Below are 11882 nucleotides of genomic sequence, written 5' to 3'. Positions count from 1 at the left end.
GTCCTTGGAGCAGAACTTCCCATGAACCGAACGCTGCGCTGAAGCGACAAACGCTCAGGCAGAGACCTATTGGCTGAACGGCGATGAAGACGGTATCGAGAACCCTGCAGATCCTGGCGCTCAGCGCCTGCTTCGCCGCCCAGGCACACGGCACGATCACGATGCCGGGGATCAGGCAGGCCATGCGCACGATCGACGGCGCATCGGCGCAGATCGTATTGCCGGCCGGCGCTGCCATCGAGACCGTGAAATCCGTGTCGGCTTAAGCCGCCGCCAGCCCGCCCGCCCGCGTCTTGAGGAACGCTTCGCCGCAGGCCTTGGCCAGATTGCGTACGCGCAGGATGTAGCTTTGCCGCTCGGTGACCGAGATGACGCCGCGCGCGTCGAGCAGATTGAAGACATGGCTTGCCTTGATGCACTGGTCGTAGGCCGGGAAGACCATGCGGTGCATCGCCAGATTGTCGCTTGGCTTGGGCGTGCCGGCATCGAGCAGCGCGTTGCACTCGGCCTCGGCGTCCTCGAAATGCCTCAGCAGCATTGCGGTGTTGGCGAATTCGAAATTGTGGCGCGAATATTCCTGCTCGGCCTGCAGGAAGACGTCGCCGTAAGTGACCTTCTCGGCGCCCTCGCGGCCGTTGAAGTTCAGATCGTAGACATTGTCGACGCCCTGCACATACATCGCGAGCCGCTCCAGGCCGTAGGTCAGCTCGCCGGCCACCGGCGCGCATTCGATGCCGCAGACCTGCTGGAAATACGTGAACTGCGAAACTTCCATGCCGTCGCACCAGCACTCCCAGCCGAGCCCCCAGGCGCCCAGCGTCGGGCTTTCCCAGTCGTCCTCGACGAAGCGTATGTCGTGCAGCAGCGGATCGACGCCGATTGCTTCCAGCGAGCCGAGATAGAGTTCCTGCAGGTTCGGTGGATTGGGCTTCAGGATCACCTGGTACTGGTAATAATGCTGCAGGCGGTTCGGGTTCTCGCCGTAGCGGCCATCCTTCGGCCGACGCGAGGGCTGGACGTAAGCGGCATTCCAGCGCAGCGGGCCCAGCGCGCGCAAGGTGGTGGCCGGATGGAAGGTGCCGGCGCCGACCTCCATGTCGTAGGGCTGCAGGATGACGCAACCATAGTCCGCCCAGTAATTGTGCAAGGTCAGGATCAGCCCCTGGAAGGAGCGGCTGGGATGCATATGGGCGGGAATTTCGATGGTCACGGCGGCCTCGGAAAGCGCGGGATGACGCTTCCCTAGTTGCCGGGCCGCCGAGCGTCAAGGCGGTGGCTCGCGCCCGGCAAGGCGGAAAGCTTTGCGGCGGCTGGACCATTGCCGTCGAGCGGAGGCCGCCGTTTGCTCCGTTCCAGCTCAACGACAGAGGTTTCGCTATGTCCGGTCAACTCACCATACGACCCGTCACACGGCAGGACTACGAGCAGTGGCTGCCGCTCTGGGACGGCTACAACGCATTTTACGGGCGCTCCGGGCCGACGGCGCTTTCCGGCGAGATCACGCAGATGACATGGTCGCGTTTCTTCGATGCCTATGAGCCGGTGCATGCGCTGGTGGCCGAGCAGGAGGGCAAGCTTCTCGGCCTCGTCCACTATCTCTATCATCGCTCGACCACATCGATCGCGCCGAGCTGCTATCTGCAGGACCTCTTCACCACCCAGGCCGCGCGCGGCCAGGGCGTCGGCCGGGCGCTGATCGAAGGCGTCTATGAACGCGCCAGGCAAGCCGGCGCGAACCGCGTCTACTGGCTGACGCATGAGACGAACCACACCGCAATGCAGCTCTACGACAGGATCGGCGAGAAGTCGGGGTTCGTCGTCTATAGAAAAGTGTTCTAGTTTCCTCGACACGGGGATCTGAAAGGCCGCTGTTTGTCGGCGCGCAAGCGCGCAAGATTGTGACCGTTCATCCCGTGAAATCAGCGAAAAAGCTGGCGATTGACTGAAGCCGCCCGAACCTCGTCATTCTAGGGCGGAGCAGCCGCGAAGCGGCGTCGCGGAGACCCTGGAATCCATTCCGTGACCCTGATCAAGAGTGCAGCGGAGCAGAATTCTCCCCCCGCAACAGCGCTCATACGTCACGGAATGGATCCTCGGGTCTGCGCGCGTCGCTTCGCTCCTTGCTCCGCCCGTGGATGACGACAGAGTGGCCGTTTCGGCCAATCTCCACCTGCCAAGGCCCGACCTCGGCAGACGCCGAGCCGAAACGAAAACGGGGCTCGATGAGCCCCGCATTCTTCAATGTTGACGAAAAGCGCTCAGCCTTTCGGCGCGGGCGTCGGCTCCGGCTTCACCTTGGGGGTTTCCTGCGCGGTGTTGGATTCGATCGGCGGCAGGCCCTTGAGCAGCTTCTGCTGCAAAGTGGCGAGCACATCCGGATCGGGCTTCAGGTCGCGTGCCTGCGTCCACTGGTAGGTGGCCTCGAGCTTGCGGCCGACGCGCCAGTAGGCATCGCCGAGATGATCGTTGAGGACCGGATCCTCCGGCTTAAGCGAGACGGCGCGCTCCATCTCGCGCACGGCGTCGTCGAAGCGGCCCATGCGGAAATAGGCCCAGCCCAGCGAATCGACGATGTAGCCGTCGTTCGGCCGCAGATCCACGGCCTTCTGGATCATCGCCAGGCCTTCCTTGAGGTTCATGTTCATGTCGACCCAGGAATAGCCGAGATAGTTCATGACCTGCGGCTGGTCGGGCTGCAGCTCCAGCGCCTTGCGGAAATTGGGTTCCGCCTTCGGCCATTCCTTCAGCCGCTCATAGGCGATGCCGCGCTGGTAGAAGATGTTCCAGTTGGCGGCGGTTGGCGTCTTCAGCTGGTCGACAGCCTTGTCGTAGAGACTGGCGGCCGAGCGGAAATCTTCCTTCGAGCCATAGACGCCGCCAAGCGCCAGATAGGCGCGCATGTCGTCCGGGTGCCTTTCGAGATAGGCCTTGAGATGCGAAATCGCCTCATCATGCTTGTCGAGATCGGCAAGATTGAGGCCGATCTGCAGGTCGGAGAGCTCCTTCAGCGGCGAGGAGGCCGGAATGCGGCGGTAGAGCGAGACGGCGCCTTCGCCGTCCTTCAACTGCTCGGCCACGGCGGCAAGCTGCACAAGGGCTGCGTCGCTGTCCGGCTTCAGCGCCAGGGCATATTGCAGATAGAGCCGCACGAAAGGCTCGCCGCCGCCGCGGTTAAGCGCGGTGGCAAGGTCAAGCAGGATTTCGGATGCGCCGTCGGCCGGACCGGTGACGAGCGGCTCGATCGTGTCGCCCTTGGTGATGCGGTCCCGCAGCGTGGTGATTTCGAGCTTGCCCGGCGCGAAGGCCTCGGCCTGGTTCAACACCGCCAGCGCCTTCGACTTGTCACCCTTGCGGACCAAGAACGAGGCATAGGCCTGGGCGTTGCGCATCCAGGTTTCGGGCGCGGAGCCGCCGGCCGCGGTATCGGCCATGGTGGCGGCGTAAAGTTCCTCGGCCTTGTCGTTCAGGCCGGCGGCGTCGGCGATCAGCGCGCGGTGGAATGATTTGAACAGGCCGAACCAGTCCGGGCCCTTGAGCTTGTCGATGGAGTCCATGGCCTCGGACGCGTTGCCGGCACCTTCCTTGGCCCAGCCGTCCATGACGCCCGAGAGCAGCCGGTCGAGATCGGATTCCAGCGAGAGCTTCAGCCAGTACTGCGCCTTGGCGTAGTCCTTCTTGTGGAAGGAATCGATGGCCAGAGCCAGGCGCGAGAAGCGCTCGACGTCCGGCACTTCCTTCAGCTTGTCGGCATAGACCAGCGATTCCTCGAAGCGGCCTTGCGCGACCAGAGCCAGCATCAGGCTCTGCTGCAATTCCTTGTCGTTCGGCGCAAAGGCCAGCGCCTGCTTGTAATAGGCGATCGCATCGTCGAGATCGTTGTCGCTTTCGGCGATATGAGCCGCGAGATAGGCGCCCGAGAAAGACGTGATCTGGAGCGGTCGGGCCTCTTCCTTGGCCTGGACCGGCAGCACCCAAAGCGCCACACCGGTCAAAAATGCCAGCCTCGTCAGCCAGCGCGCACGTCCTTGCCGCATCGTATCCCTTTCAGCCAGATGCGATCCCGCCCTTGGCGGACCGCCCACAGACTCGCTCTTTTCCGGTCAAAGCATGGCCTTTTTGGGGTCAGGCTTCAATTGCCGGGCGAATCACAATGCAATCATCCGGCTTAAAAAACGATGCCGCGCCAGCGAAAATCCCGCGCGCAGGCCCGGGACGCCCATATGCGGCATCGGATTGCCTACAGATAGGTATCGCTGAATCCGCTGGCGGCAACCGTATCGCACAGGCCGGACCATTCGCAGCCGGAGCACGCCTGGCGCGTCAGGCCGGCGGAAAAAGCCTTGCGCATCCCCGCCAGTTTGTGGGCGTCCAGCACCAACCGGTCTCCGGCCTGGATCGGCCGCCCGAGGAGAGCGCCAACATCGCGCGCCGCCATCCGGTCCCGCTCGGCGGCGCTCTCGCGCAGGCAATGCGGCTCCGGCTCACCGAGCAGCGGGGCGCAGACGTCGTCCGGACCGGCAACGATCACCACCGCCTCGCGCTCACCCAACCGCTTCACCACCTTGTCGTAATTGGCGGTGAAGGCCGGCGAGTAGCCCTTGCCGACATAGGTCAGCAGGCAGAGCAGATGATGGGCGCGCAGCTTGACGGTCATCGCGTTCCGGACGAGCGGTCGCCTTGCTCCGCACGATAGGTGGAAAAGAGCTTCAGCGTCGCCGCCCCCAGCGCCGACTTGAGCAGGCCGCCGACGATGAAAGGCACGAAGCCGAAGGTGATGGCCTTTTCAGCGCCGATCATGACGGCAAGCCAGGCGGTGCCCAGAACCAGGCAAAGCAGGTTGCCGATGAGCATGGCAGCGAAGGCAAGCATGACGCGGTTCCCGTTCCAGCCGCGTTCGGCCAGCCAGCCGACGACAGCGCCGACGACCGGAAAGGCGAAAAGATAGCCGCCGGTCGGGCCAACGAAATGCTGTATGCCAGCGGCGCCGCCTGCAAGAACCGGGAAACCGGCGGCGCCCTCGACGAGCCAGGCGGCGATGGTCAGCGCACCGAAGCGCCAGCCATAAAGCGCGCCGACCAGGGTGACGGCGAAGGTCTGCATGGTGACCGGAACCGGCACCATCGGCACCTCGATATAGGACGACAGCGCCAGGAACAGCGAACCAAGGATCACCGCGCCGATCTGCCAGGCGAGCGAACGGCTGTGCAGCCGCAATGGGCTGAAGGAGGGGTTTTGGGTCGAAATGGCTGCGTTGGTCACGGTGTCTTCCTTGGCTCGTGTGAATTATAGATAATGTTTCGACTTCATCTATTATCGAATCCATATTCTGAAACGAATGGCAAGCGCCTGCCCTCGAATTCGTCATTCCAGGGCGGAGCAAGGAGCGAAGCGACGTCGCTCCGCTCCTTGCTCCGCCCTAGAATGACGAGGCTGAGAAGCCTCGGCCAATCGCCAATCGCCAAACCTACCCCACGATGGCGAAGGCGTCGCGGGTCTTGCCGGAAGCGGTCTTGACCGGCTTCTGGCCGATCCATTGCACGTGCCGCCCGAGTGTCGCGGCGGCCGATTCGGTGTTGCCTTGTCTCAGGGCGCTCAGAATCGCGCGGTGATCCTGGTCGGTGCGGATTTCCCATTCCGAGCGCCACGCCGCGAACAGGAAGCGCGCGCTCGCGGCATGCAGGTCGTCGATGGTGGAGAGCAGGCGCGGCATGTTGCAGGGCGCCAGGATCAGCCGATGGAAGGTGCGATTGGCCTCTTCCCAGGAGCGCACGTCGCGGGATTTGTCGCCGGCCTTGGTCGCCTCCTCGGCCTGGTCGAGGATCGACGCCGTCAGATGCGGCACGGCATGGCGCAGCGCCAGCACTTCGAGCGCCGCCCGCATCTCGGCCACCTCCCTGACCTCGCCGAGATCGAAAGAGGCGACACGCACGCCGCGGCGCGGCTCGCCGATCGCCAGCCCTTGAGCCTCCAGGCGTCGGAAAGCCTCGCGCACGGGCACATGGCTGGTGTTGAATTCCTCGGCGACATGGTCCTGGCGCAGCCGCGAGCCGGGTTCGATGGCGCCCGAAATGATGCGGTCCGCCAATTCCTTGCTGATGCGGACGGCGATCGTGTCTTCTTTGCTGGCCATATTTTATAGATAATTTGCCGGGCCGCCGTTTGTCGAGACGGCCGGCGCGGGATTCACAGGCGCCCTTCCCGGCGGACGCAAATGAGCCGGTCCTGCAGGCTCAGTTGACGCGGCTGATGCAGAAATCGATGACGTCGATCAAAGCCGACTTCTGCGGCGTCGCCTCCAGCGGCGCCAGCGCGTCGCGGGCGATCTCGCCGAAATGGCGGGCGCGGCCGATCGTATCGGCGATCGCGCCGTGGCGGGCCATCAGGCCGATGGCCTTTTCAAGCCCGGCATCGTCGGCGACGTTGTCCTCGATGGCGCGCTTCCAGAAGGTGCGCTCGGCCTTGGTGCCGCGCCGGTAGGCGAGGATCACCGGCAGCGTCACCTTGCCCTCGCGGAAATCGTCGCCGACATTCTTGCCGAGATCCTTGCTCGAGCCGCCATAGTCCAGCGCGTCGTCGATAAGCTGGAAGGCAAGGCCGAGATTCATGCCGTAGGAGCGAAGCGCGGCGCGATCGGTGCGCGAGGCCTGGCCGATGACCGGCCCGACTTCGGCGGCGGCCGAGAACAGCGCCGCCGTCTTGGCCTTGATGACGGCGAAATGCTCGTCCTCGGTGGTCTCGAGGTTCTTGGCGGCGGCAAGCTGCATGACCTCGCCCTCGGCGATGATGGAGGCCGCGGCCGACAGGATGTCCAAGGCTTCCAGCGAGCCAACCTCGACCATCATGCGGAAAGCCTGGCCGAGCAGGAAATCGCCGACGAGCACGCTCGCCTGGTTGCCCCAGATCATGCGCGCCGTCTTCTTGCCGCGGCGCAGCGCGCTCTCGTCGACCACGTCGTCATGCAGAAGCGTCGCCGTGTGCATGAATTCGACGGCGGTCGCGAGCTTGACATGGCCTTCGCCGGAATAGCCGAACATCTGCGCGGCGGCGAGCGTGAGCATGGGCCTGAGCCGCTTGCCGCCGGAGGAGATCAGATGATTGGCGATCTCCGGGATCATCTCGACGTCGGAGCCGGCCTTGGACAGGATCAGCTCGTTGACCCGCCCCATATCGGCGGCTGTCAGATCGATCAAATCCTTGATGGAAGCGGGTTCCCGCTTGCCTTCGATGTTGAGAACGACACCCACCACGACAACTCCCGTCAATCTGACGCACCCTTGGTCCCTCGCCGACTCTAGGGCGGCGCAACCGGGCACGGCAAGAGGCGAATTAGCGCGGCTCCGCCGACAGAGTGTCCACGCGCACGTTTACACGAACGCCACAACCTGCGATTTTCGTTTCATGATCGAGCTTGTCCGCACCAACGACGCCGTCGTCATCTCATTTGTCGAATCGCTGATGCGCGATGCCGGCATCGCCTGTTTCGTCGCCGACCAGAATATGAGCGTGCTCGACGGTTCGCTCGGCATCCTGCCGCGGCGCGTGATGGTCGATGCCGAAAAGGTCGATGCCGCACGGCGCATCCTCAAGGATGCCGGCATCGAGAACGAGATCCGCAAAAAATAATGGGAGCCAGCACCGCCCCCGTCCCGGATACGCCGGCGCACACGATCGATGCCTTCCATCGCGGGCGCTTCTGGCTGGTGCAGCCGAGCCGCGGCGGTCATCGCGCCGGCATGGACGCCATGATGCTGGCGGCCGCCGTGCCATCCGGCTTTTCCGGCCGGCTCGCCGATTTCGGCGCGGGCGCCGGCGCCGCCGCCCTTGCCGTGCTGTCGCGCTGTCCGGCGGCGCAGGCCGTGCTCGTCGAGCGCTCCGCCGAAATGGCCGGGTTCGCCACTGCCACGCTTTCGCATCCCGGCAATGGCCATCTCGGCGACCGCGCCTCGGTGCTGACCGCCGACGTAACGCTGACCGGTCGCGCGCGGACCGAGGCCGGGCTTGCCGACAACTCCTTCGACTTCGTCATCATGAACCCGCCGTTCAACGCGGCCGAGGATCGCTCGACGCCCGACGCGTTGCGCAGAGAGGCGCATGTGGCGGAGGACGGCCTGTTCGAGCGCTGGATCAGGAGCGCCGCCGCCGTCGCCAGGCCGCGCGGCGGGCTGGCCGTCATCGCGCGGCCCGAGCAGTTGGTTGCCATCGTGGACGCGATCGAGGCACGCTTCGGCGATGCCGAGTTGCTGTGCGTGCATCCGCGGCCGGATGCGGCGGCGATCCGCATCGTCGTCAGGGCGGTGCTCGGCGCGCGCGGAAAATTGTCGATCCGCCCGCCGCTCATCTTGCACGGGCCGTCCGGCAACGGGCCGGCGGAGCGGACGGAAATGATCAATAACGGCCTGGCATCGCTGTTCGGCGATTGATCCTTGAAGCGCGTCGCGTTGAAATGGATTCTAGCGACGCGCTTCAAGTTTTTGTTTTATGCATGTCTTTTTCGCAAAACCGCTGCACACTTTTGCGCGACATGCACTGGCCGGCGATGCGGCATTGCCGTTGGCCGGCGAGTTTCTTACATGCCCAAGCAGGATGACGCTGCGCCCGTGAAACAGACCAACCGACCTGATCTCATCTTGCTCCTTTGCCTTTTGTCCGGAGACAATCGTTCGTGAAACGCCTTTTCAACCGCCTGCTGCCGAAATCCTGGCGCTCGACAGTCGTCACCATTCCGGTCATCCGGCTGCAAGGCCCCATCATGGCCGGCGGAGGCCAGTTCCGGCCGAGCCTGTCGCTCGCCTCGACGGCCGGCCTGATCGAAAAGGCGTTCGGCTTCGACGCGCCGGCGGTCGCCATCTCGATCAATTCGCCGGGCGGCTCAGCGGTGCAGTCGCGGCTGATCTTCAAGCGCATCCGCGACCTGGCGGCGGAAAAGAACAAGAAGGTGCTGGTCTTCGTCGAGGACGTGGCGGCCTCGGGCGGCTACATGATCGCGGTTGCCGGCGACGAGATCTTCGCCGACCCGTCCTCGATCGTCGGCTCGATCGGCGTGGTCTCGGCCTCGTTCGGCTTCCCGGAGCTGATGAAGAAGATCGGCGTCGAGCGGCGCGTCCACACCGCCGGCCAGAACAAGGCCGTGCTCGATCCGTTCAAGCCCGAGAAGGAGGAGGACGTCGAACGGCTGAAGGCGCTGCAGCTCGAAGTGCACGAAACGTTCATCGACCTCGTCAAGGAACGGCGCGGCAGCAAGCTCAAGGACGACCCGGACCTGTTCACCGGCCTGTTCTGGACCGCCAAGCGCGGTCTCGAGCTCGGCCTTGTCGATGCGCTGGGCGATATGCGCAGCGTGCTCAAGACCCGTTTCGGCGAGAAGACGCAGCTCAAGCTGATCACCGCGCCGCGCGGTCTGTTCGGCCGTTTCGGCCTGTTCGGCTCGCGCGTTTCGGCGCCGGATATCGCGGCGGCCGCCGCCAGCGGCGTCCTCGATGCGGCGGAAGAGCGCGCGCTGTGGGCGCGCTTCGGGCTTTGAAAAAGCCATGAATGCGGCTAGCATGGCCGCTTGACCGACCCATTCGGCCGGCCTTGCCGCGAGGACGCGGGAGGAGTTTTAGAGATGCCGCAGATCATTTTCTTCGCCGTTGTCGGCGCCGCCGCTTACTTTGGCTACCGCGCTTTCGTGCGCGAGGCCGAACGCGTGACGGCCAAGATCCGGCGTACCGAAAGACAGGCGGCGAACGGCACGACGGGCACGCTGGTCAAGGACCCCAAGACCGGCGAATATCGTCTCGCCAAGGACTGATCCCATCTCGCCAGCAGCCGACATCCTGCAGCCCGGCACAGAGGTCCGGACATGGCTTGCGCCTGCCAAGATCAACCTGGCGCTGCATGTCATCGGACAGCGCGCCGACGGCTACCATCTCATCGACAGCCTTGCCGTCTTCACCCGCTTCGGCGACCGGCTCGAGATCGAGTCGGCGGAAGAGGATGACTTCTCCGTATCCGGCCGTTATGCCGCCGGGCTGCCGCTCGACATAGGCAATCTGGTGGTGAAGGCGCGCGATGCCTTGCGCCGGGAAGCCGGCATGCAACAGGGGTCGCCCGTTGCCATCCGGCTGGAGAAGAACCTGCCCATCGCCTCCGGAGTCGGCGGCGGCTCGAGCGACGCGGCGGCCGCGCTTAATGGCCTGGTGCGGCTCTGGAAGCTCGATGTCGATGACAATTCGCTGGCCCGGATCGGGCTTTCGCTCGGTGCCGACCTGCCGATGTGCCTCAAATCAAAGCCGCTGATCGCACGCGGTATCGGCGATGAAGTCTCGCCGCTATCCGCCTTTCCTGCGCTTGGGCTGGTGCTGGTCAATCCGGGCATCGCGGTCTCGACGCCGGACGTGTTCAAGGCGCTCTCCAGCCGCGATAACGAGGCGCTGCCGCCGCTGCCGAAGCGCTTCGACTTCCACACGATCCGCAACTGGCTGGAGACGACGCGCAACGATCTCGAACCTGCCGCGCGTTCGATCGAGCCGGCGATCGGCGAGGCGCTCAACGCGCTGAAAAAAGCCGACGCCGCCTTCGCGCGCATGTCCGGCTCGGGCGCCACATGCTTCGGCCTGTTCGAGACCGGCAATGTTGCAAAGCGCGCGGCGATCGAGATCCGCGCCCGCCACCCCGACTGGTTCGTTGCCGCGACGCGCAGCATGGAGGTGAGCGATGGCGAAGCTTGACGAAAGCCGGCCCTTCATTCCGGTGCGCATCGCCGTGCTTACCGTCTCCGACACGCGCGGCCTCGCCGACGACAAATCCGGACAGACGCTGGCCGACCGCATCGCGGAAGCCGGCCACAGCCTTGCCGCGCGCGATATCGTGACCGACGACCGCGACAAGATCCGCGACAAGGTGCTTGGCTGGTCGAAGGACGAAAACATCGATGTCGTGATCACCACCGGCGGCACCGGCTTCACCGGCCGCGACGTGACGCCGGAGGCGCTGGAGCCGATCTTCGAAAAGCGCATGGACGGCTTTTCGGAAGTCTTCCACCGCATCTCCTACGACAAGATCGGCACCTCGACGATCCAGAGCCGGGCGACCGGCGGCGTCGTCAACGCCACCTTCGTCTTCGTGCTGCCGGGCTCGCCCGGCGCCTGCAAGGACGCCTGGGACGGCATCATCAAGGCGCAGCTCGACTACCGGCACATGCCCTGCAACTTCGTCGAGATCATGCCGCGGCTGGACGAGCATCTCAGGCGCGGCGGCAAGCCCACCTCGTAAAGCTCAGTTAAGGCGCCCGGCCGGCACCGCGGGGCATCATTTCGGCGGCGCGATCCAGATTTCGGCGTTCAGCCTTCTGGTCGCCAGGCCGCGCGCCAGGGCTTCGGCGCTGCGCGCGCTCTTTGCCAGAGCCGAGGCCTGACGCTTGCTGATGACAAGCCCCTCGGCCAGCGCACGATTGCTCGAGAACACCCTGGCCAGGAAAGGCGCACGGTTGGCGCGGGCGCGTGAAAAGCGCGCCGGCATGGTCTGTTTCGCGGTGTGCGCCACGACTTCGTCGATCCAGCCCTCGGCGAGCCGCGCCCCTGGCTCGAGCAGGAGCAGCCAGTCGCCCTTGGCCTGGCCGATACCGGCGCCGATCCCGCCGGTCGCATAGTGGCAGCCGGCATGCTCGGCCACCCGGTGCGTCTGATCGGTCGAGCCTTGATCGCAGACGATCACGTCGCGCACGACGCCTTCGACCGCGCCGCCGACCAGCGAGGCGAGCGTACGGGCAAGCCCCTCTTCGTCGTTGCGGGTTTCGATAAGGACGCTGAGCATTTTAGCCGAATAGCGGAAAGTGCGGCGATGCGCCAGTTGTGCGCTTCAAGCGAAAAAGTTCTTGCTTTGTTCTCTTCGGCGAAATAGGA

General features: G+C 64.8%; 15 protein-coding genes. 8 read left to right on the top strand and 7 right to left on the bottom strand.

What is annotated here, in order from left to right; all coding sequences use genetic code 11:
• The first annotated feature begins 83 nt into the window (after positions 1-83).
• A complete protein-coding gene (locus LB525_RS21865) occupies positions 84-266 on the top strand; it encodes a hypothetical protein (RefSeq protein WP_224546941.1) in 183 nt (60 codons plus the stop codon).
• Here the strand turns inward: LB525_RS21865 and LB525_RS21860 are convergent.
• Positions 263-1186 (bottom strand): glycine--tRNA ligase subunit alpha, encoded by a 924-nt coding sequence (locus tag LB525_RS21860; RefSeq protein WP_224547049.1) that lies wholly within the window; start codon positions 1184-1186, stop codon positions 263-265. The two genes, LB525_RS21865 and LB525_RS21860, sit on opposite strands and share 4 nt — an antisense overlap.
• Positions 1187-1377: 191 nt before the next feature.
• Here LB525_RS21860 and LB525_RS21855 point away from each other — a divergent pair, with 191 nt between their 5' ends.
• Positions 1378-1839: a GNAT family N-acetyltransferase gene (locus LB525_RS21855; protein ID WP_224546939.1), complete on the top strand. Its 462-nt coding sequence runs from the start codon at positions 1378-1380 to the stop codon at positions 1837-1839.
• Between the two features lie 419 nt (positions 1840-2258).
• Here LB525_RS21855 and LB525_RS21850 read toward each other — a convergent pair whose 3' ends face one another.
• From LB525_RS21850 to LB525_RS21830, 5 genes are all read right to left on the bottom strand, one after another.
• Complete coding sequence (locus tag LB525_RS21850) at positions 2259-4034, bottom strand: tetratricopeptide repeat protein (protein ID WP_224546937.1); 1776 nt, start codon at positions 4032-4034, stop codon at positions 2259-2261.
• Positions 4035-4237: 203 nt separating this feature from the next.
• A complete protein-coding gene (locus tag LB525_RS21845; RefSeq protein WP_224546935.1) occupies positions 4238-4654 on the bottom strand; it encodes a DUF1284 domain-containing protein in 417 nt (138 codons plus the stop codon).
• On the bottom strand, positions 4651-5259 hold the full coding sequence (locus tag LB525_RS21840) for a biotin transporter BioY (RefSeq protein ID WP_224546925.1): 609 nt from the start codon (positions 5257-5259) through the stop codon (positions 4651-4653). The genes LB525_RS21845 and LB525_RS21840 overlap by 4 nt, the downstream gene beginning before the upstream one ends.
• A 205-nt stretch (positions 5260-5464) precedes the next feature.
• On the bottom strand, positions 5465-6130 hold the full coding sequence (locus tag LB525_RS21835) for a GntR family transcriptional regulator (RefSeq protein WP_095768711.1): 666 nt from the start codon (positions 6128-6130) through the stop codon (positions 5465-5467).
• Positions 6131-6230: 100 nt separating this feature from the next.
• On the bottom strand, positions 6231-7244 hold the full coding sequence (locus tag LB525_RS21830; RefSeq protein ID WP_224547047.1) for a polyprenyl synthetase family protein: 1014 nt from the start codon (positions 7242-7244) through the stop codon (positions 6231-6233).
• A 154-nt stretch (positions 7245-7398) separates the two neighbouring features.
• Here LB525_RS21830 and LB525_RS21825 point away from each other — a divergent pair, with 154 nt between their 5' ends.
• From LB525_RS21825 to moaB, 6 genes are all read left to right on the top strand, one after another.
• Positions 7399-7623: a DUF2007 domain-containing protein gene (locus tag LB525_RS21825; RefSeq protein ID WP_027164594.1), complete on the top strand. Its 225-nt coding sequence runs from the start codon at positions 7399-7401 to the stop codon at positions 7621-7623.
• Entirely contained in the window at positions 7623-8420 is a 798-nt protein-coding gene (locus LB525_RS21820; protein WP_224546923.1) for a tRNA1(Val) (adenine(37)-N6)-methyltransferase, read from the top strand. Before LB525_RS21825 ends, LB525_RS21820 begins: the two co-directional genes overlap by 1 nt.
• A 242-nt stretch (positions 8421-8662) precedes the next feature.
• Positions 8663-9520 carry a S49 family peptidase gene (locus LB525_RS21815; protein ID WP_095768714.1) on the top strand — a complete coding sequence of 286 codons (858 nt, stop codon included), beginning with the start codon at positions 8663-8665 and terminating at the stop codon, positions 9518-9520.
• A gap of 84 nt (positions 9521-9604) precedes the next feature.
• Positions 9605-9790, top strand: a complete 186-nt coding sequence (locus tag LB525_RS21810) for an NfeD family protein (protein WP_095768715.1) — start codon at positions 9605-9607, stop codon at positions 9788-9790.
• Positions 9791-9815: 25 nt separating this feature from the next.
• Entirely contained in the window at positions 9816-10709 is an 894-nt protein-coding gene (locus LB525_RS21805) for a 4-(cytidine 5'-diphospho)-2-C-methyl-D-erythritol kinase (protein ID WP_224547045.1), read from the top strand.
• Positions 10696-11253 carry a molybdenum cofactor biosynthesis protein B gene (gene moaB / locus LB525_RS21800; protein ID WP_224546921.1) on the top strand — a complete coding sequence of 186 codons (558 nt, stop codon included), beginning with the start codon at positions 10696-10698 and terminating at the stop codon, positions 11251-11253. Before LB525_RS21805 ends, moaB begins: the two co-directional genes overlap by 14 nt.
• Before the next feature lie 36 nt (positions 11254-11289).
• Here the strand turns inward: moaB and LB525_RS21795 are convergent, their stop codons facing one another.
• A complete protein-coding gene (locus LB525_RS21795; protein ID WP_095768718.1) occupies positions 11290-11793 on the bottom strand; it encodes a glycosyltransferase in 504 nt (167 codons plus the stop codon).
• Between the last annotated feature and the right edge of the window lie 89 nt (positions 11794-11882).

It is taken from the genome of Mesorhizobium sp. CA16 (assembly GCF_020165175.1).
GTDB lineage: Bacteria > Pseudomonadota > Alphaproteobacteria > Rhizobiales > Rhizobiaceae > Mesorhizobium.
This window is presented reverse-complemented; position numbering and strand designations above follow the sequence as displayed.